The sequence below is a fragment of the Laspinema palackyanum D2c genome, assembly GCF_025370875.1.
Taxonomy (GTDB): Bacteria; Cyanobacteriota; Cyanobacteriia; order Cyanobacteriales; family Laspinemataceae; genus Laspinema; species Laspinema palackyanum.
In genome coordinates, this window is record NZ_JAMXFD010000004.1 from 118,995 (window position 1) to 139,732 (window position 20,738).

Here is a 20,738-nt window from a genome sequence, read left to right on the forward strand (position 1 = left end):
AAGGCGATCGCGCGTCACCCGGGGAGGGTCTCTGAGCAGTCACCCTGGCCGGACCGAAGCAACGGACCTGAAACCCTGTAGGGGCATCCAAGGGAATTGTAACTACAGATAGAGCGGCAATGCGGAAGTCCTATCAACGCTAAAACCCTACATAATTGGGGTCAGAAACCGGGTAAAAGTTACTCAAAACTATGGCTAAGATAGGATTGCGATCGCGTTTATTTTTATCCCATCTCCTCGTCTTAATGGTTGGGGTGACCGTCCTGGTCATTACCGGCAAACTCTCCTCCCCCCGCCTGTTTATCGTTCACCTTCAACAACTTGAAGGCAAAGGATTTAACCTCCACTATGTCCGCACTTCTTTAGTCGATGTCTTTGAAACCACCTGGAATCGTGGCACATTTTGGTCCGTAATTGTGGGAACAACCGGGGCCGGTTTACTCAGTTATTTTGTTGCCAAACGAATTACTAAACCCATGACTCTCATGGAACGAGTCACCCAAAAATTTGCGGCAGGAGAACTCCATCAGCGAATGCCTGCCAGTGAAATTCCTGAACTCAATCGCCTCAGTGCCAGCTTTAACCGCATGGCAGCGAGTATCGAAAATGTGGAGCACCGACGCCGGGAATTGATTAGCGATTTGACTCACGAATTGCGAACCCCTTTAACCATTATTCGGGGCAATTTGGAACAACTCGAAGATGGCACCCTGCCACCGGACCCTGATATTTATCACCGTCTTGCCAAAGAAACTCGGCGTTTGGAACGGTTAGTCAATGACTTGCAGGAACTCTCCAAGGCAGAAGCGGGTTACTTGCCGATTGATTTGCAGCGAATGAATGTGCGTCCTTTATTGGAAACCTTAATTGAACGGTTTTCCGATTGGATTGTGGAAGAAAACTTGGTGTTGCAATTAGACTGTCCTCCTCAACTCCCGGGGGTCATGGCGGACCCCGATCGCTTAGAACAAGTGCTGGTTAATCTTCTGGGGAATGCCTTGCGTCATACGGCGACGGGTTCGATTTGTCTGCGAACCTGGACCAGTGCAGGGTATCTGTGGATTGCCGTGATTGATACAGGGTCTGGTATCCCCCCAGAGGATCTGCCTCATGTGTTCGATCGCTTCTGGCGCAGGTCCAGTGGCAGCAATGGCACCGGCATCGGTTTAGCCATTTCTCGGCGGTTAGTGGAACTCCAAGGGGGCCAGATGCAAGTCGAGAGTGAACTGGGAAAAGGCAGCCGGTTTGAGTTCTCTCTTCCTTTGGCTTGAGTCGGTGGAGTGAATTTTCTCAAAAATCCGTTTAATTACTTCTGATAAAACCCTTCAACCGGGGAGTGAAGATAACCGGCATTAGCGGCTTGTTTCAGGACTGAATACCATTAATTATAAAGGAATGTTTTAAACGGAAGTTGAGCCGTTGAAAGCGGCGAATCAGAGAAAGGTGGCTCAACGCTTTGGGAAACTTCTTGAAAAATTTGATAAAGGGGTTCCAAATATACCAACGCCTGACGGCTGCCCGAACTATGATGTTCCTATAAGGACGGAATCGGGAATCAGGCCGACAGAAATAGAATGCATAGCGTATTTTTTAAAAAATTGCATCTATCAAAGGGATGACACTCCATTTAGAGTCGAGATATAATAGAAAAGTTTAAAGGAGTCCCGCGTCATGATAATTGAGCCATCGAGAAACCTGACTTGTGTCAAGACCCCATTTTATCGAGACGATGAAGATGAGCCAGAACCCAACACCTCTCTTCTGTGGGAGGTGGAAAGGCTGCGCCTGAAACTTGATAAAGTTAAGCAGGAAAAGGCCAAACTGCTGTGTAACCAAAAGACCTTAATGCTCCATACCCAGACCCTGAGCGCTTTGGTCTCGGAGTTGACGAGAAAATTGGAAGCTGAACAGCGCGATCGCAAGCAGACTGAATCCACCTACCAGTTTCTGGTGACGAACCTGCTCCGAGAAAAGGCCGATTTAGAAATCATGCTCGATACGATCGTCCAACATTCCGATCTTATGGAAGAGTTATTGCATGAGCAGTGTATTCGCGATCCGTTAACGGGTTTATTTAACCGCCGGTATTTAGCCAAATCTTTAGAACGAGAACTGTGTCGCGCTCAACTGACCGAGCGATCGCTGGGTCTGATCATGCTGGATGTTGACCATTTTAAAGGATTCAACGATACCTACGGACATGAAGCGGGGGATGTAGTCTTAAGGGAACTAGGATGGCTACTCAAAACTGAAAGTGGTGCCCTTGATATTCCTTGTCGATACGGGGGAGAGGAGTTTATGGTCATTTTACCCGAAGCGTCTTTAGAAAAGACTCAGCAACAGGCGGAGCATCTACGCAGACAGGTTAAACGTCTAAAATTGACTTATTTAGCTCAAGACCTTCCCGGTGTAAGTATTTCTGTTGGCGTGGCTGTTTATCCCCAACATGGGTTAACAGGAAACCAGCTCATGCAAGCAGCGGATGCGGCTTTATATCAGGGGAAGACCCAAGGACGCGATCGCGTCGTTACGGCATCCGGTTAATGAGAGCGCTCTCAACCGTTTCTTTCGCTCTCTTAACCGGCGATCGCCTCTATTTAAACTTAATATTCAATGGCTTCTTACAAACACTTTTTAATGAATATCCAGCCGCTTTAAAAAAGTTGGCTCTGCTGGGAATTCTTGTAAATAGGTCCACAACAGAGCCAGATAAAAATGATTGAAATAGTAGCTGGAGTGCCAATTAATTACTCGCTTGGTTCGGGAAAGCACCCGGTTGTACTGCCAAAGTCAAGGGTTGACCATTGCGAATCACTTGCATTTGCAATTCCCCCCCGACACGAGTCCGTTCCACTTGCTGTTGTACAGCATTGGCATCCGTCATCTGTACCCCATTAATCGAAACAATCACATCACCGGCGCGGAGTCCACCACGAACCGCAGGAGAATCCGGCATAACTTGAGCAATTAAAATCCCTTTGTCTTCAGTAACCGTTAACCCGGCATTGGGATTATTGTTAATTTCATTTTTCAGTTCTGGAGTCAACTGCACCATTTGAATGCCGACATAGGGATGTTGAACTTCCCCATTAGCAATCAATTGTTGAGCAATATCTTGAGCGCGATTAATGGGAATGGCAAATCCGAGACCTTGAGCACCTTGAATAATCGCGGTGTTCATACCAATTACTTCACCGCGCTGATTCAGCAAGGGACCGCCTGAGTTACCCGGATTAATCGCCGCATCGGTTTGAATAAAATTCACCCGTTTATCGGGGACCCCGACTTGAGAACTCGATCGCCCGGTGCCGCTAATAATGCCCACAGTCACCGTATTATCTAACCCCAGGGGATTGCCGATCGCGATCGCCCATTCACCGGGTTGCAATTGCTCTGAGTCTCCCACAACTGCTGTCGGCAAATCGTTCGCCTCAATTTTCACCACCGCCACATCGGTTACCGGGTCCGTCCCCATGACTTGACCTGTAAATGAGCGACCATCTTTGAGGGTGACTTCCACCGTATCCGCACCGGCAACAACATGGGCATTGGTGAGAATTTGGCCGTCATTACTAATAATAAACCCAGAACCCGTCCCCCGCTCTACCCGCTCTTGAGGTTGAGTCGGCAATCGGGACCCAAAAAATTGCCGGAAAAATGGATCATTAAAGGCATCGGGAATTTGGGTGGTCACGGTACGGGATGCATTAATCCGGACCACAGCCGGACCCACATTTTGAACCACATCCGTAATAAAATTGGTGTCCGCGATCGGCAATCTCCCCTGAATCACTGGGGCCGCAGTCTGGACTTGAGCGGGAGAGGCCGCGTTAACCGGAGGTGAAACCAGAGTGGGTCCATTCAGAAATTGCGTAGCGGACCAGGTAGCACTCGCGCCCAGGAGGAAGATAGAAAAATAGGTGAGGGGTTTTTGCCAACCGGGGGCCGACCCTGGATGAGCCGAATTCTTCAAGGGTTCGGAGGGGGTATTGAACTGATCCTGTGTTGTTTTCATTCGGGATAACTCCTGCTGCAAAACTCCTGCATTACCTTAAAATCGAGCGTTCTTGCTTGCAGTCGGGATAATATAGCTCGTCGAAACTAATCGGGAAGAATCCAGGAAAAATCTGCCTGCTATCATCTTTGGGTTAGACCCAGAGGGAACAGAGTCAGATTTCCTCAAGGATAGAGACTCGCTATTTTATAGACCGTTCTAGCATAAAGTCAAGACCGGCATCAGCACGGGTTGAGACCGTTTCAACCGGGTTGAAGGGCTGACTATTTTTAATGTAAAAGGCAGATATGACGAGGATGTGTCGAGGATATCGCAGGATTGTGGATCGGGATGGGGGGGGCGGGGAATCCGGGGGCGACAGGGCCACAGAGCGACAATTGCGGTCCCCAGAGTTGCTAGATTTGTCAAGAGCGTCCAGACCAGACTATTCTGGAAAGCGCTATTCTGCATTCTGCTATGGAAGGGCTGGGAGAGGCTTTGTTTGACAACCTGGAATCGTTCTTTAAACCTGATTTCCTCGCACGAAAGGGCGATCGCCATCCCTATGATGGTTGGTCGTTAGACCAGCGGGACCCCCGGGTGATTCAATCGTTTATGCCCCTGTGGGAATGGGCATACCAGCACTATTTTAGCGTGCAAACCGACGGATGGCATCATGTTTTACCCGAGGGCAAAATGCTGGTGGTGGGTTCTCACAATGGGGGACTCGCGGCACCGGATATGTTTATGTTTATGTATGATTGGTTCCGTCGCCAAGGGTTCGATCGCCTGACCTACGGACTGATGCACCCGACGGTTTGGGATATCTTTCCCGAGACGGTGGTTCGGCAAGCGGCCCAATGTGGGGCGCTACGGGCGCATCCCAAAATGGCGATCGCAGCCCTGCAAAAGGGGGCAACGGTGTTAGTCTATCCTGGAGGTGCCGAGGATGTGTTTCGACCCCATCACCTCCGGGATAAAATTTATTTTGCAGGACGCCAAGGGTTTATTAAGTTAGCCTTACGCGAAAATGCCCCAATTTTACCGATTATTTCCTATGGTGCTCATGACACTCTGTTTGTGATGGCGGATATTTACAAAGAAATGCGCCAGTTGCATGAGGAGTGGGGGATGCCTTGGTTATTTGGAATTGATCCGGTGGTGTTTCCGATTTATTTGGGGTTGCCTTGGGGGATTGCTTTTGGACCTTGGCCGAATTTTCCCCTTCCGGCGAAGATTCATACCCGGGTTTGTGCACCCGTCGCCTTTGAGCGGTATGGAAGAGAGGCAGCCAGCGATCGCGACTATGTAAATGAGTGCTATCAGTTGGTTTGTACTCAGATGCAACAGTCTTTGGACCAGTTGATTGCCCAAGTGGGCGATCGGTCCTAGTTTGTCGTTGAGGTTATCGCAGTGCCAGGAAGAGACTAATTAGGGCGATCGCCACCAGGGCGATCGCGCCGGGATGTCTCCTCACCCATCGATTCACGCCGGAAAAGGACCCCGATTGAGAATAGGGGGTTTGAATCACCGGGACCAAGGGTTGAGATTTATCGTGATAAAGCGTACAGGTTTTGGCGTAGGGTCGCTGGGGATAGTTGCAGGTATCGTCCTCATGGTAAGTGCAACTCTGGCATAAAAATTCTTCTGAGTTGGCCTGATGCAGGGGAATACCGGGATGACCAAATCCTTTAAGTGGGGTTTGGCAGTAAGGACATTTAACAGCTTGGTCATCAACGGATTGATGGCACTGCGGACAGTCAGACATGATGGCAAACGGGGGTGGAATCCGGTAGGGGGCGATCGCGATTGAGTGCGGGTTTCCTCACTCATAGATTAGCCTTTTGTTTCATCCTACCCTAAGTATCTGGGGTAAAGGCAGTCTGCCTCAGAATGGAAACCCTACAACATAAGAGGTAGAACAGCCGCAGAAGCAGGATACGATATCCCACAATAGAAGAGTAGGCCAAAATAAAGCCAGCGATCGCACGCTTTAGAAGGCCCGCGCTATCGTAGATGATATTTTCATAACCCCAGTCAGAGGAAAACAATAAAACAATATGGATGCGAATAATTTGCTCAAGCAACTGCTGTTGATCGGCATTGGCACCACCTCGCTAGTCGCCGAGAAAATTAAAGAGGTCAGCGACCAGTGGGTCCAGGACGGCAAACTCAATCCGGACCAAGCGAAACATTTTGTAGACGATCTCATGCAGCAGATGAAATCGGAACAGGGGAATTTTGAAACCCAGGTGCAGCGCCAGATTCGTAACGTCATGCAAGACCTGGGAGTGCCGCGCCAAGCGGAAATGGACGAACTCAGAGGACGCCTCGATCGCCTAGAACGTCAAATTCGCGACTTAGAAAATAAGCAATGGCGGTAAGCGGGGTTACTCCCACTGTCCGATACTCAGTTCAGAAATCCGGGGCGAGCCGGGGGACATTTGGCGTTAGAGTAGGGATCAGGCTACAATCGCTGGGTTGTCAATTTCTAGCCCAACGATTGGAGCCATTACAGGCTACTCAGGAGGACTGATTTTGCGAGAAATTTTAATCAGCTTTGGGGTGATGCTGGCCTGCGTTTTGGTGCTGGTGGTCGCTCAGTTTACCGATCGCTCAAGTCAGGCGATCGCGTCCAACATTCAGCCGACTCAAACCACAACTGAAGTACCAACGCCCAGCAAATCCCTGTTGGCGCAACGGTTGACCGCTCAGACGCAAATCGCCAGCGCTGACACCACACAAAAGGAGACAACAACAACTATGGAAACGACACCTTCGGGTCTAAAATACACGGAAATCACCGAGGGAACGGGTGCAACCCCTCAAAAAGGGCAAACCGTTGTGGTTCATTACACCGGAACCTTAGAAGATGGCACCAAGTTTGACAGTTCCCGCGATCGCAACCAGCCATTTTCCTTCAAACTCGGAGTCGGTCAAGTTATCCAAGGTTGGGATGAAGGTCTCTCCACCATGAAAGTGGGCGGACGGCGCGAATTAGTGATTCCCCCAGAATTAGGCTACGGTGCACGCGGTGCCGGTGGCGTTATTCCCCCCAATGCCACCTTAATTTTTGATGTAGAACTGCTCAGAATCGCGGGATAAATTTCCCTGATTTCTGACCTTGCATCCTCAGGACACGGCTGCTGCCGTGTCCTTAATTTATATCAGATTGGATGGCAACTTTTACTGATTCAGCTACTCGATAGGCTAAAGGTGGAGGAACCGCATTGCCAATTTGTCCTAATGCCATGTACACTGCTCCCTCAATCCTCCAAGATTCGGGGAATCCTTGAATCATTCCACAGTCAGCCACCGACAATCGAAAATGACCATTTTTCGCCACAAATAAATGTGCTTGTTCTCGATTAGCGGCTACTCCGTTCGGCCAAATTTGCAGTTTTTCCCAGGTCTTTTGAGCGGAAACACTACTCAATACTGAGGTGGTATGCCGGGGTCCCGTCAGTCCACTTCTAATCGTCGGTGCTAATGCATCAAAGCCGATATCCGGTAATCCCAATGCTTCTCGAATCCCCATACATCGAGGAAGTTTGGAAGGCTCTCCCGGGGAAAATAAATCTAACTGAATGGCTTGCCCGATACTACTTGCTTCCCCCTTTTCCCAGTGGTGAGTCGGTTGAGGCGGCTGATATTTTGCTGCCATTTTATCTGTTTTAAATCCCACAAAAAAAACACGCTTGCGGATTTGCGAAATCCCAAAATCGGGGGCGGATAAAATAAATTGAGTTAAATGATAGGTTTTGCTTAGAGGTTTTTCTATCTCTTCCTCTAGATATGAATTAAACTTTTTACCCAGTAGTGCAGTCACATTTTCTGCAACAAATGCTAAAGGTTCAATTTCCAAGACAGCGCGAACAAATTCGGGGAACATATCCCGGCGATCGGCTTTTCCTTGTTGATGACCCGCCACGGAAAAAGGCTGACAAGGAGGACCGCCATGAATCAGATCAACTAACCCACGATAACTGCGCCAATCGATTTGGGTGACATCTCCTGGTTCCCCAGCAAACACAGTCCAATGGGGGCGATTTCGCGTTAAAGTTTTACCGGCATCGGGGAGAATATCATAGCTGGCAACATGAGTAAAACCAGCGCGATCAAACCCTAAATCCAGACCCCCTCCGCCACTGAATAAAGAGAGCGATCGCAATCCATGAAGTGGCAACTGCGGCATCAAGTCTTCCGGATGCAACTTCGGCACATTAATCGGATGAATCGGTTTCGGTCCTTCTCCCCGCAATGCCTTCGCCTTCGCCGCACTCGATGCCTGAGAACGGTTTCGATAAACGGCTCGTTCTGCTTCGGTGATATTCCATCCCTGCAACTTTTCCCTCGGACTTTTCACTGTTGATTTCCTAATTTACCTTGAATTTATGAGAAAAATATACCCCCTATTGTAGCAAAGTGACATTAGAATAGTGAGGAAAAACAAGAAATATTTTACTACTAAAACAGAACAAGATGCTCCTTGGCACTTGAGAAGTTATTGCATTTTTTATTCCTTCATTTTACATTAAAGCATTAAGCATCAATTTTTGAATTTATATAGTTTTACCCCCGTTATTCGCCTACAATTTTGGAGTGCCGCACAGCGTTGGCGTAGCCTGCGCGGAGTGCCCTTAGCTATGCCGAAGGCTTTGCATCTTGCTCGCTTCCTTTCTGACTGATTAAAGTTCCGTGGGTTAGCGCCCTTGCGGATGACCTCTAGCATCATCATCGCGTCTTGCCATCACCAAGAACGCTCACACCGCTGATAAATTTGTTAGGGAGATGTTAATGTTTGGATTGCCTTGATCGGGATTCTCAAGAACCCATAACCCCTAACCCAAGACAAAGGGTGCTAGTGCTGATAGAATCTAAACTAAAGATTAATTAAGTTCTCCCCGCTTACCACCATGTCTCTGAGCAATCTGCGCGACCTCTACCAGCAAGTCATTCTGGAGCGTTACAAGTCTCCCAAACATCGGGGTGTCACGGATCCGGTGCATCGCCGACAACGGGGACATAACCCCTCCTGTGGCGATACCATCGAACTGACATTGCGGCTGAATGAGGCGGGCGATCGCATTGAAGAGGTAAAATTTGACGGAGAAGGCTGCGCTATCTCGATGGCCTCCGTTGACCTGATGGCAGAAGCGTTGCGCGGCAAATCCACAGCGGAAGCCATTGAAATGGTACAGCGCTTCCAAAGCATGATGAAAGGCGAGGCGGAATTTCCGAAAGAACAGCGCAAGCTCAATGTCATGCAAGGGGTCGCCCAATTTCCTGTTCGCATCAAATGTGCTAACCTCTGCTGGCATACTCTAAAAGCGGCGATCGAATCAGCGAACCCTGACTCCGATAGCTTTGTCAGTAATGAAGCGGAATCTTAAATCTGAATGGAACTCAACCGAACTACTCCTCAATCACACCAGAAACCAATATGCTAACAACTGCAGAATTTTTCGTTGCTTTTAAGTGGGCAGGCATCCTCACCCTGGTTAGTGGAGTCCTGAGTCTGTTAGGATTTCTCTTCAAATGGGGAGTCCGCTTTCGCTTGGTGGGAATTACCGGCTTTATGGGAGTCCTCACCGGCGGTTTATTTGCCCTCAGCTTGGTCCCTCTGACTCGGGTCCAAGTCCCCGGGGCGCTGCACTATACCAGGGTCTACGACAATGGCGGCAGTCAAACCGTGATTGCTTTACCGCCGAGTATCACCGAGTCTGAACTAGAATTAACCCTGCGTCAAGCCGCCAATGATTTGTTTTCTCAGGGTCGTTTTAGTTCCGGTGGAGAAAACCAATTAACCATCCGCGCCCGCACCATCGTCCATCCCGAACCGGGACTGTCTAAACCCCTATTTTTGGGACAGGTAAAGCGATCGCTAGGGGTTCGCGACGATGAAAATCTTGAAATCGAAATCTACGCCGATCAATTCTCGGAACTGTCTAAATTAAAACCGGCAGCTAAAGACGCCTAAACAATGAAGAATTGAAAATTGAGAAGACAGAACCCTAAAGTTTTGTCTTCTCAATTTTTATATTTTTATAATGAAACTAGAACTAACGCTTCAATACCTTAGCCAATTTAATGGTCACTGACCTCTTCTGAATGTTGATGGATACAGCCGACCGACTGGATAAGCGTTTGAAAATCTGACTCAATAAAACTGGATCAGGTTTTTCTTTAAGCAGTTTTATCGTTTCTTAAAGCATATCGATAACCTCGAAATTGACTTTTGAGGTCCAGAACTAGGTATTGTCTGGAGAGGGACGAGACAGTATCCCGCGTTGTAACACTTCAAAACGTCGAACGATCGCATCGAAGCGATCGTCCCATTCTTCGTCGTCAGCTACAGTCCTGGGAATGAGTTGTGGAATCACTGTATCCCGGTTTTCCAAGATTTCCGACAAAATTTCATTAATTTTACTGACTGTGGCATCGCGGAATATCCGCCGAATGTCTCGCCCTAGTAAGAAAGTAGGCGCAGCTAGATACTCAACTTGTCCTTCAGAAATTTCATTGACCAGTTCTTCAAAAACGCGATTTTCATAAATTCCGCTATCCGCGATTCCTTCAATCATAAAATCGATGTCTTTTAAATCTTTATTGCCTCCCCGATCTGACCAAGCAATGAGTTTAAGACCCAAAAAAGCGGGAGGCTCTACCACTGGAAGCACAAGGTCGTTGTCAAGGACTTGCTCTTTAGCGTACAGTAAAGCTTCTTCCAATCCGAGTAAATTCATTTTCAGGCCATCCTCCCATTCAATTTCCTGTCCCGGTTGACCGATTTCTCCAAAAGGTACGATGTCAACCTCTCCACCTGTTGCCAGGTGAATGAATTTATGGGGAACTTTATGAGCGCCTTTGAAGCGGGGATTTTTTCCGAGAGTCAGGCGATCGCACAGGGTTTGAAAATCTGACCAGGAATCCACAGATACAGCAAAATCCCAGTCTTTTGTCGCACGACCTTCCCTGTTATATTGTCGATCAAAAATTAATAATCTGGCTCCAGCCCCCACCATAAGCCTGGGCAGATTTAGAGAATCTAGTACAGCCTTGAGATCGACTAAAACCTGTTTTTCTTTTGGGTCAAGTATTTTCATCTCTCGTAGCTAAATAGTGCCTATAAAGGCGGTCGGCAGTTTCTTGCGATCGCTCATCGGGAATTAACCGCAACTCTGCATGAAGCAGCAATGGATCCGCGAGGGTTTCCCTCCCCTCCTCACTCCAAGTATTCTGCGTACCAAATTGCTGAACAAAGACGATGTTTCCTTTGGGACTGGGCTTAAGCCTCATTTTCGCTGCCATTGCCATCGCTTGTGATTTCACCGATGTCTGGCGATCGCTCTCAACTAAATGCAATGTAGCGCTTTGGGGGCGAAGATAATCCGTTGCGATCGCTGCCCCCAGTTCTCCGCCCAACAAAAATTTACCCTCTTTCGCTCCTTCAATCATAGTCTCTGCCACATCTGAAAAGCTCCGCTCTCCTGCCGGAGTAAAAGCTTCGACTATCAGTTTGGGGCGAAGACTTTCAGCGTAGCCCATTTCCCAACGCTCTAAAAGTTTAGGATAGTTAATAATTCGATAGTTTCCATCTCGTTGCCGTTGTAAATAGCCTAACTCATATAAATCCTGAAGACCCCGACTCACCGTGGAGGATGTAATACCAGCAGCAGCAGCGATATCGCCCACAGTTGCCTGCAAAATGTGGGGATTTTTCAATAAAATATAGATAATTTGAAAAGTCGTAATGGTGATTTTGGAACGAGACAAAGGGTTCCCCTTTGGCCGACGCTGACCGCGAATCAGAATATAAGCGGCTGAATTATTGAGATAAATATTACCTGCCGTATCGATAAACTCTATCTTTTTTTCCAGCAAAATATCAATAGCGGGGTTGGATAAGTAGCGAGTAAGCAGGAGAATTTTGTCGCCGTTATTGCGTTCAAACCGTTGAAAATAAGGGATAATGAGTTCAGCGGTAGTGCCGGTAACATCTGGCTGAATTTTGTAAGCATAATCTACCGATTTATCGCCGTTGCGGATGGTAATCCAGTTGCGATCGCCGTTTCTTGCCTCAATATCGGGTAAGGCATTCACATGGTTCAGGCACTCGCGCAACAACAGACTTTCTTGTTTCATGGATGCCAATCCTGTGGATGCTCAATTTTTAAGGAAAGGTTGTCAAAAGCCGGATTTGCTGATGGCATGGTAGCACCAATGGCAGAGAGCATGAGTCGAGGTTAAATCCGTCGGGGATGCGATCGCCAGCTTCTATCCGATAGAATAACAGCAAATTCCCTATTAACGGTCATGCGAGGTTGCATAATGTCTGTCATACCTCAAACCCCAGTTTCTGAGATAAAAATTACCTGGCCTAAACTGCCAGATGACTTTGTACTGCCTGACGATCCAGTGGATGATATAGAGCATCCTTTCTTAGCGGAGGCTTTGCGTCAATCGTTGACACCGGACTTATTCAAAGATGCCTTAATTACGACCAACTTTGGCTTATGTGTAGGGATTAATAATCGCCTCATTTTGAAAGCGCCCGATTGGATGTACGTCCGTCCGGTAGAACCTTGGCCGGATCCCTATCCCCGTCGCAGCTACACTCCCCACACCGAAGGGCCCGTTCCGTTAGTCGTGATGGAATTTCTATCCGATACCTACGGCGAAGAATACTCGGTGGAGTTTCAACAGCGCATCGGGAAATGGTATTTTTACGAGCAGGTGGTAAAGGTACCCATTTATGCGATTTTCCAAGCTCAAACTGCGACTTTAGAAGTCCATGAATTAGAGAGCGATCGCTACCAAATCCAGACGACCAATGCCGACGGTCGATATTGGATTCCCGGATTAGAACTCTTTTTAGGAGTCTGGCAGGGAAAGCGCGCTAACCGTACCGGCTATTGGTTGCGCTGGTGGAATGCCGAAGGAGAACTGCTCCTATGGCCCGAGGAACGCGCCGAACAAGAGCACCAACGCGCCGAACGACTGGCGCAACGGTTGCGGGAGTTGGGAGTGGATCCGGATAGTTAAAGGATTGGAGATGCGATCGCTTCTGAGGACTTACGCAATCGTTAACATTAAACCGTAAATTGTAGAGGCGATTCACGAATCGCCCCTACATTAAGAGGCGATCGTTTGCTTTATTCTAGTAAATCAAGCAAGTTGGGTTGACCCTAACGGTTCCTTAGCTCTTTTCGTATTTCTTCTAGCTTCTTTAGGGCAATTTTTTGGGCGTTCTCATACTTGTTCTGTGTAAGCACAAGTTTCCCTGACAATTAATGAAGCAGGCGTGCAGGTTTAGGGCGAAACAACTTAAAATCAAGATATCCCAGGGTTGATCGCCCCTGGGACCTTCACGGTGCAATCCCGAAATTTAGATGAAATCCCCGCCACAATCGGGAATCCCGGAATAAAGTAGAGTTATAAATACTCATCCCAGGAAAAGCAACCCCTCTGTAGAACTGTATGCCCCATCAGAATTTGGTTTCCTCGACACTGAACTCGAATCCAACTGCTGTACTGCCGATGCTTAATGTTGCACCCGCTCAAGTGATTCGATCGCGGGGCTGTTTGGAACAATCCGGCGCGGTGATCGCCCGATTTGGGCATCGTCCCTTGATTGTGGGGGGCGACTGCTCTAATACACTGCTGACAGAACGGTTACAACCCGCCATTGCTCAATATCAACTGGCGATCGCCTCTGCCTCCTATACCCCCGACTGTAGCGAAGCCAGTCTCACCCGACTGCAAGAAGCCGTTGCCACTCATCAAGCGGATCTGATTATCGGCACCGGAGGCGGTAAATCCCTCGATGCAGCCAAACTTTTAGCCCATCGCTGTGGATTGCCCATTATCACCATTCCCACCTCTGCCGCTACCTGCGCCGCCTGGACTGCTTTATCCAATATCTATTCTGATGGCGGTGCATTTCTCTACGATGTCCCCCTCCCCAAATGTCCCGATGTTCTGATTCTCGATTATGACTTGATTCAAACTGCGCCGCAGCGCACCTTAGTCGCTGGAATTGGGGATGCGATCGCCAAATGGTATGAAGCTTCCGTCAGTAGCGGACATTCCGAACAAACCCTCATTATCGCCGCAGTCCAACAAGCGCGGGTGTTGCGGGACCTGTTATTCCAAAAATCTGCCCAGGCAGTCGCCACTCCCGGAGGGGAAGTCTGGCAACAAGTCGTCGATGCCACGGTGTTACTCGCCGGAGTCATCGGTGGACTCGGGGGCGCTCAATGCCGCACCGTTGCCGCCCATGCGGTTCATAATGGCTTAACCCACCTGTTAGCTGCTCATGATACCCTGCATGGGGAAAAAGTCGCCTATGGTATTTTGGTGCAACTGCGCTTGGAAGAAATGCTCCAAGGGAACCAATTAGCCGCCAGTGCCAGACAGCAACTCTTAAAGTTCTATTCAGAGATTGGCTTACCCCAAAGCTTAAAGGATTTAGGCTTAGAAACGGTCACTTTGGGCGAACTGCACCATGCGGCTGAAATTGCTTGTGCACCCGATTCTGACATTCATCGGCTGCCCTTTACCGTAGTGCCGGAACAACTGATGGCAGCAATGGTTTCGACAACGGCACCCGTAGAATCTCGGCGAACTGGGGTAGATCTGGGGGGAGTCGTTAAAGAAACCTCAGAAGTGGTGGATACAGCCTCTGCCTAACTGAATTGAATGGAGGGCACTGCCAACCTTCAAGCTAGGTCCATCGGGATAGACGATTTATTTTTTAAATTCTGTATCTCTCGTGACCTTTTGGCGATTAAATGTCTATTTGTAGTTTTTTTTGCAACAAAAGGAGATCGCGGTTTTTCCGCGCACAACGCCCATGACTTTAGATTGGATCCAACCGGCTCAACGTTTGCAGCAACTTCCGGCTTATGTGTTTGCGCGTCTTGATGAACTGAAAGCCGGGGCGCGATCGCAAGGAATTGACTTAATCGACTTAGGCATGGGCAACCCCGATGGACCCACCCCCGTTGCTGTGGTGGAAACCGCGATCGCCGCCTTGCAAGATACTAAAACCCACGGCTATCCTCCCGTTGGCGGTACTGATAGCTTTCGTCAAGCCATCTGTGAATGGTACAACCGTCGCTACGATGTCTCCCTAGATGCCGAAACTGAAGCGTTGCCGGTTCTCGGTTCCAAAGAAGGGTTAACTCACTTTGCCCTCGCTTATGTCAATCCGGGGGACTTGATTTTAGTCCCCAGTCCCGGTTACCCTGCCCATTTCCGGGGTCCCTTAATTGCCGGGGGCGAGATTCATGAAATCGTGCTTTCCGAGAAAAACGACTGGTTGATTGATCTGGCGACAATTCCTGACGAGGTGGCAAAACGGGCTAAAATTCTCTATTTCAACTATCCCAACAACCCCACCACTGCCACGGCACCTCGGGAATTTTTCGAGGAAGTTGTTGCCTTTGCTCGTCGCCATGAAATTTTGCTGGTGCATGATATGTGCTATGCCGAATTAGCTTACGATGGCTATCATCCAACGAGCTTGTTAGAAATTCCCGGTGCGAAAGAGATTGGGGTTGAGTTCCATACGCTTTCTAAAACCTACAATATGGCAGGATGGCGGGTGGGTTTTGCGGTGGGTAATTCTGGCGTTATTAAGAATTTACGCCGGTTAAAAACCAATATGGATTATGGGATGTTTGCTGTCGTCCAAGCAGCGGCAGCAGCAGCGCTACATTTGCCGGATGTTTATATCCATGAAGTGCAGGCGCGGTATCGGGCGCGGCGCGATTTCTTGGTGCAAGGATTGCGCGAACTGGGATGGAGTGTGAAGAATCCGGAAGCAACATTTTATGTGTGGGCAAAATGTCCCTTTGGCAATAGTTCCGAAGAGTTTATTGAGTCGGTGTTGAATAAAACTGGGGTGGTTTTAACGCCAGGGAATGCCTTTGGATCTGGCGGTGAAGGGTATGTGCGGATTAGTTTAATTCAGGAGTGCGATCGCCTCGGTGTTGCCCTCGATCGCCTCAAACAAGCAGGGATTTGTGGGGAAATGCCCGCTTTAGTTAAGGGTAGTTAATTTTCTGGTCATTGGTCATTGGTCATTTGTGGGTTGTCATTTGTCATTTGTAATCATCAATGACCAATGACCCACGACCCATAACAAAACTAAAAGGGTCTCGTCGGCGGCGACAAGACCCTTTTAATCGGTAAATTGACGAAATTAATTTTCAGATTGGTGTACTGTGAAGTTATCGATTACTAAGGTTTACACACAACACGCAGTTAGTTTTCGGTGTTGGCATCCACTCAGTCTATACCAGACTCAAAGTTTTGGCTTCTAGTTCTAACTTTTCTTAGACAGAAGCACCACCTTTTTGTTGGGATGCTCGCCGCTGCTTTACTACGGGCAGATTAGAGCGGGATGACGCAGAACTCTAATCTAAAAAACTTGTTTGGCGTTGAAGTTTTATTTCCTGCTCGCGTCATATTTATAAGTTACCACAAATTTTTCAGAGCGCAACCCTTTGTTTAACAAACTTTACAGAGATTTACGTCTTGCAATCTTTTCTGTTACATTTGTTAGTAATTCGCCCAAAATCTGCGTTTTGATAAGCATAATTACCTCAATAAACCCCTTCCGAAAGCCCTCGCCTTGCCCAGGCGAGGGAATCGGAGATCAAGTTAAGGAAACAAAATGGACCAAGTAGAAGGGCCGACGATGCCATCGGGTTCTAAATTGTAGCGGCTTTGCAATGCTCGCACAGAAGCATCGGTTCGAGGACCAAAGACGCCGGTGGGGGAGCCTTCAAAAAAGCCCATTTGATTGAGACGCTGTTGGAGTTGCGCTACCCAATCGCTTTCCATGCCTTGTCGCAGGATGGGACGGGAGGATTGAATAAACGGAACGGACGCGGGATTACCAAAACCGGAGGCAACTGCGCCAGGAGAAGGCGGAAAGAGTCGATTCCAGGTTCCCTCTCCAACGATGCCATCGGGGGTTAACCCCGCTGCCTGCTGAAATGCAGCAACTCCTCGGACTGTGCCTTCGTTATAAATGCCATCCACGGGTCCAGTGTAAAATCCCATGAGTTTGAGGACCGCTTGCAGTTCTGTGACTTCTTGACCTCGGGTGCCCTGTTGCAAGGTCGATCGCTGCACGAAAGGGGTCTGCTGGGCGATCGCTGCGATCGGCACAGAACTCAAAACCAGAGAGAAACTGCATACCATTACCTTGGCGGTGGACCGGATCCAGCTCATTGGATTAAATACGACCTCTGTCAATGTCTCTAGCCTCCTACTCGACGGACTTATTGCTGATTTTAGCCGTTGATCAGGGGGGAATTATAACGGTTTTCAGTGCCTGGGAGAAAAGGCCCAATCAGATGGGGTGGCATCCCCAAATTCTTGTCCGTATCTGGGAGATTAATAGGTAGCCCTGTCAAGGTGGCAGTCCTCAAGAGATAACCCCTAAAGGGGTTACTACAAACGTTTGTAGTGACTCCTTGATAGAGTCATTTTAATGCAAGTCCGTTGACAGAGTTACAGATTAATAGGCAACGGATTCGCATAACGGCGCGATCGCCTCGGATGGTCCAACGAGCGAGACATAAGCTTGAGTCAGATACTGACTGGCTGCTTCCTGGGCCTCCCCTGGCGAAATTCCGGCCACCTCTTCGGTGAAGCGCTTATCAAAATCAATCCCGAGACCCAAAATTTCATACCAGCCAAAGACTTGAGCGATTTGAGCGTTGGTTTGCTTGCCCAAAGCATATTGACCGAGGAGCTTATTTTTGGCCGATTGTAACTCCTCTTCACCCAGGGTGGTATTGCTCAGACGCTCCACTTCAGTTTGGAGACATTTAAGAGCGATCGCTGTATTTTCATGAGCAGTCCCCATATAAACCACAAATGCCGCTTCCCGCAGACGAGTTGGGTAGAATGCGGAAACATCGTAGGCTAAACCCCGTTTTTCCCTCAGTTCCACAAATAACCGACTGGATAACCCATTTCCCAAATAGGTATTCAGTAACTTGAGGATGGCATAATCCCTCGGGTTGGGATTCAAGGGGTCATTTCCCAAGACTGAAGGACCCAAATACCCCGCCATCACGATGGACTGTTGAGTATCCTGGATGGAACTGAGAAAGCGGGGATTGGGTTTTAACCGGGGTAATTCCAAGGGGGGAACCGAAACAGAAGGGGCCTGCCAATCTCCAAAGATTGATTCAACCAATGCTGTTGCTTCTAAGGGGGAAATTCGACCCGTGAGACTAATGACGATGCGATCGGGGCGAAAATAGGTTTGATGATAGGTTTGTAAATCTTCCCGAGTCAACTGAGATACAGTCGCTTCCGTTCCCAGAACCGAACTAGCGTAGGGGTGATCCGGGTACATCGCTCGCCGCATCTGGTCATAACCAATGGTAAACGGTTGTTCCTGCTGAGAGCGAATTCCTTGCAGGGTCAGACGGCGTTCCAGTTCCACCTCAGACTCGGGAAAGGTGGGCGATCGCAACAGTTCAGAAGACAGCCGCAACAACTCCGGGAAATCCCCCGAAACCGTCTTCAAACTCAGCAAAAAATAATCCGGCGTCGTATCCGTACTTAGGGTGGCCCCCACCGACTCCACCAATTCCGCAATTTCCAGGGACGATCGCCCTTCGGTCCCCTTCGTCAACACCGCCGACAGCAGATGCGACAATCCCGCTTGAGTTGGAGACTCCCAAGAACTCCCAGCATTGATAAAAATCCGGGCAGCAATGATATCAGCGGCGGGATTTTCCACGGCAATCACCACCATGCCATTCTTCAAAACCGTCCGATGGATTGTCTTCTGTAGCGATTGCGTCACGTTCTGTGTCACGAAAATTAGGTTCCTTGTAGTCGTCTGAGGTCGATTAATCTGGGGTTTAACTCAGTCCAGAGGTTTGAGTTCTGTAACTGCGTAATATTTCGGGCATAAATAGTTATTCGCTACCCGTTGCAAGTCTGCCGCATTATAGGATTGAATGCAATCCGGATAGGCCACGGCTGCCGGGGCCTCGGCAATGGTTTGATAGTAACCATATAACCCAGCCAGTTGAGACGGGGTTTCCGTCGAAAAGGCATAATCATTACAGAGCAGGCGTTGAGCTCGGGCCAGTTCTGCCCCATTAATGGGTTGAGCCTGTAACTCATCGATGCGATCGAGAATCACATTTTCCACCAGATCCAGATGTTTTGGATCGAGCCATGCCCCAATTGTAAACAAGCTGGAATCCCGTTGGAGGGAAAAATCGCTGCCGATGCCGTGAACCAGTCCCCGGATCTCCCGCAATTCTCGGACTAAACGGGAATTTCGCCCCTCTGCCAGGACTACTGCCAGCAAGTCTAACCCATAAGCATCCTGCAACTGTTCCACCCCCGGTCCCGTCCAAGCTAGGGTTAACCTCGCCACTTCCAGACGAGGTAAGAACAGTTCCCGACGGCGAATTTCCGTCATGGGGGGTTCTGCTTCTTGTTTGAAATCCTGCCATTCCCCTGGGGTGGGAAAGCTGTTGAAGGCGTCCTGTACTAAGTCGAGGGTTTCGGCTAAGGTGACGTTGCCAACGATCGCCACTGTCATGTTTTCCGGTTGGTAGTGGCAGCGATGGAACATTCGCATTTCTTCAGGCGATCGCTCCATCAAAATCTCCGCCTCCCCAAATACCGGGCGTCGATACGGATGCTGGTGATAAATCGTCTCCATCATCGCTTGAAACCCTAGCCAATCCGGATTATCTACGGATTGGCGAATTTCTTCCAGTACCACGTCCCGTTCCCGCAGAAACTCATCATCGGGAATTGCCGGATGCAGCAACAGATCCGCCAAAGCAGGCAGACTGTCTTTTAAATAGGGTGCGGCAACGGTAATGAAAAAGTGGGCATAGTCATGACTCGTGGCGGCATTGGTCATCCCACCCCGATTTTCAATCAGACAGTCAAAGGCACCCGGAGGCTGGTTGAGGGTGCCTTTGAAAATCATGTGTTCCAGGAAATGAGCCATTCCTGACCAGGTGTCAGGTTCACGGATTGCACCTGCTTTAACCCACACATCAACCACAACCACGGGTGTAGCACTGATATGTTGGTGAATCACGGTTAATCCATTTGCCAGCCTTACGATATTTCCTGGAAACTCCGATTTCTTGAGCAGTGCAGACAAACTTTTTAATCTCAAACCTGAATTTGGTGATAAATTATCTCATGCTAACGCTTCATTTCACACTATGCTGCATGAATTGATACAGACTTTCTCTGGAACGGGCCAAAGGGGATAGGGGAGCTTTGAAAATTCTCTGAGGACTTACGCAATCTGTAACATCGAACCCTAAATGGAGAGGCATCAGGAGCGACTCGCCGCTACATTTAGGGTTTTCCCTCCAAAAATGCCTGAGTCCTGTCGCTGCAATTTCCTCTTTAGAGAGACCCCATCGAACAGGATAGGGGTCTGTGCTACCTTGCCCAGAGTCTGATGATGGTGGGTTGGATCTTCGTTCCACTTTCCTTTGCCTTTGCGTCTCAATTATTGGACGGTAACCCCATTGAAACTCCAGGGGGTTCTCATCTCTTGCCTGATTTTTATCCGGATGGAATCATTTTCAGTCGGTGTTGTTTAGCAGCCGATTTACATCGGTTGGGGTGAGGAATTGCTGGAATTTCTACAAGCTGGAACTCGAAGGGTCACAGGAGCTAACCCTGCGCTTTAATCCTAGACTCTAACCTCGCGCGATCGCCT

18 protein-coding genes are annotated in these 20,738 nt (G+C 48.8%); 10 read left to right on the forward strand and 8 right to left on the reverse strand.

Annotated elements, in window-relative coordinates; all coding sequences use genetic code 11:
* Window positions 1-191: 191 nt before the first annotated feature.
* Together NG795_RS07270 and NG795_RS07275 are read left to right on the forward strand one after the other, a co-directional pair.
* Entirely contained in the window at window positions 192-1,271 is a 1,080-nt protein-coding gene (locus NG795_RS07270; protein WP_367287988.1) for a sensor histidine kinase, read from the forward strand.
* Window positions 1,272-1,671: 400 nt separating this feature from the next.
* Window positions 1,672-2,544, forward strand: a complete 873-nt coding sequence (locus NG795_RS07275; protein ID WP_367287989.1) for a GGDEF domain-containing protein — start codon at window positions 1,672-1,674, stop codon at window positions 2,542-2,544.
* A 199-nt stretch (window positions 2,545-2,743) separates the two neighbouring features.
* Here the strand turns inward: NG795_RS07275 and NG795_RS07280 are convergent, their stop codons facing one another.
* Window positions 2,744-4,015, reverse strand: coding sequence for an HhoA/HhoB/HtrA family serine endopeptidase (locus tag NG795_RS07280; protein WP_367287990.1), 1,272 nt, complete (start codon window positions 4,013-4,015; stop codon window positions 2,744-2,746).
* 456 nt (window positions 4,016-4,471) lie between these two features.
* On the opposite strand from NG795_RS07280, the gene NG795_RS07285 reads away from it, so the two are divergent.
* Window positions 4,472-5,386 (forward strand): lysophospholipid acyltransferase family protein, encoded by a 915-nt coding sequence (locus NG795_RS07285; protein ID WP_367287991.1) that lies wholly within the window; start codon window positions 4,472-4,474, stop codon window positions 5,384-5,386.
* 13 nt (window positions 5,387-5,399) lie between these two features.
* On the opposite strand, the gene NG795_RS07290 is transcribed toward NG795_RS07285, so the two are convergent.
* Window positions 5,400-5,762, reverse strand: a complete 363-nt coding sequence (locus NG795_RS07290) for a zinc ribbon domain-containing protein (RefSeq protein WP_367287992.1) — start codon at window positions 5,760-5,762, stop codon at window positions 5,400-5,402.
* Window positions 5,763-6,054: 292 nt separating this feature from the next.
* Between NG795_RS07290 and NG795_RS07295 the strand changes: the two genes are divergently transcribed.
* Both NG795_RS07295 and NG795_RS07300 read left to right on the forward strand, forming a co-directional pair.
* The gene (locus NG795_RS07295; RefSeq protein ID WP_015149625.1) at window positions 6,055-6,378 is read left to right on the forward strand and encodes a phasin family protein; all 324 of its coding nucleotides are present in this window, start codon (window positions 6,055-6,057) and stop codon (window positions 6,376-6,378) included.
* A gap of 154 nt (window positions 6,379-6,532) precedes the next feature.
* Complete coding sequence (locus NG795_RS07300) at window positions 6,533-7,099, forward strand: FKBP-type peptidyl-prolyl cis-trans isomerase (RefSeq protein WP_367287993.1); 567 nt, start codon at window positions 6,533-6,535, stop codon at window positions 7,097-7,099.
* Between the two features lie 52 nt (window positions 7,100-7,151).
* Here NG795_RS07300 and NG795_RS07305 read toward each other — a convergent pair whose 3' ends face one another.
* Entirely contained in the window at window positions 7,152-8,360 is a 1,209-nt protein-coding gene (locus tag NG795_RS07305; RefSeq protein WP_367287994.1) for a DNA cytosine methyltransferase, read from the reverse strand.
* Between the two features lie 550 nt (window positions 8,361-8,910).
* Between NG795_RS07305 and sufU the strand changes: the two genes are divergently transcribed.
* Together sufU and NG795_RS07315 are read left to right on the forward strand one after the other, a co-directional pair.
* Window positions 8,911-9,387: a Fe-S cluster assembly sulfur transfer protein SufU gene (gene sufU / locus NG795_RS07310; protein WP_367287995.1), complete on the forward strand. Its 477-nt coding sequence runs from the start codon at window positions 8,911-8,913 to the stop codon at window positions 9,385-9,387.
* 50 nt (window positions 9,388-9,437) lie between these two features.
* Window positions 9,438-9,974, forward strand: coding sequence for a Ycf51 family protein (locus tag NG795_RS07315; protein ID WP_367287996.1), 537 nt, complete (start codon window positions 9,438-9,440; stop codon window positions 9,972-9,974).
* A gap of 271 nt (window positions 9,975-10,245) precedes the next feature.
* On the opposite strand, the gene NG795_RS07320 is transcribed toward NG795_RS07315, so the two are convergent.
* Window positions 10,246-11,100 carry a nucleotidyl transferase AbiEii/AbiGii toxin family protein gene (locus tag NG795_RS07320; RefSeq protein WP_367287997.1) on the reverse strand — a complete coding sequence of 285 codons (855 nt, stop codon included), beginning with the start codon at window positions 11,098-11,100 and terminating at the stop codon, window positions 10,246-10,248.
* Window positions 11,087-12,139 (reverse strand): type IV toxin-antitoxin system AbiEi family antitoxin, encoded by a 1,053-nt coding sequence (locus NG795_RS07325; RefSeq protein WP_367287998.1) that lies wholly within the window; start codon window positions 12,137-12,139, stop codon window positions 11,087-11,089. Before NG795_RS07325 ends, NG795_RS07320 begins: the two co-directional genes overlap by 14 nt.
* A 186-nt stretch (window positions 12,140-12,325) precedes the next feature.
* Here NG795_RS07325 and NG795_RS07330 point away from each other — a divergent pair, with 186 nt between their 5' ends.
* The 3 genes from NG795_RS07330 (at window position 12,326) to NG795_RS07340 (ending at window position 16,058) form a co-directional block, all read left to right on the forward strand.
* Window positions 12,326-13,039 carry a Uma2 family endonuclease gene (locus tag NG795_RS07330; RefSeq protein ID WP_367287999.1) on the forward strand — a complete coding sequence of 238 codons (714 nt, stop codon included), beginning with the start codon at window positions 12,326-12,328 and terminating at the stop codon, window positions 13,037-13,039.
* Window positions 13,040-13,534: 495 nt separating this feature from the next.
* On the forward strand, window positions 13,535-14,686 hold the full coding sequence (locus tag NG795_RS07335; RefSeq protein ID WP_367288000.1) for an iron-containing alcohol dehydrogenase family protein: 1,152 nt from the start codon (window positions 13,535-13,537) through the stop codon (window positions 14,684-14,686).
* 163 nt (window positions 14,687-14,849) lie between these two features.
* Complete coding sequence (locus NG795_RS07340) at window positions 14,850-16,058, forward strand: aspartate aminotransferase (RefSeq protein WP_367288001.1); 1,209 nt, start codon at window positions 14,850-14,852, stop codon at window positions 16,056-16,058.
* Window positions 16,059-16,663: 605 nt separating this feature from the next.
* Here NG795_RS07340 and NG795_RS07345 read toward each other — a convergent pair.
* The 3 genes from NG795_RS07345 to NG795_RS07355 all read right to left on the reverse strand — a co-directional run bounded on the left by NG795_RS07345 (window position 16,664) and on the right by NG795_RS07355 (window position 20,165).
* The gene (locus NG795_RS07345) at window positions 16,664-17,239 is read right to left on the reverse strand and encodes a peptidoglycan-binding domain-containing protein (protein WP_367288002.1); all 576 of its coding nucleotides are present in this window, start codon (window positions 17,237-17,239) and stop codon (window positions 16,664-16,666) included.
* Between the two features lie 289 nt (window positions 17,240-17,528).
* A complete protein-coding gene (locus NG795_RS07350) occupies window positions 17,529-18,845 on the reverse strand; it encodes a M16 family metallopeptidase (protein WP_367288003.1) in 1,317 nt (438 codons plus the stop codon).
* Window positions 18,846-18,896: 51 nt separating this feature from the next.
* A complete protein-coding gene (locus NG795_RS07355) occupies window positions 18,897-20,165 on the reverse strand; it encodes a M16 family metallopeptidase (RefSeq protein WP_367288004.1) in 1,269 nt (422 codons plus the stop codon).
* Window positions 20,166-20,738 lie beyond the last annotated feature (573 nt).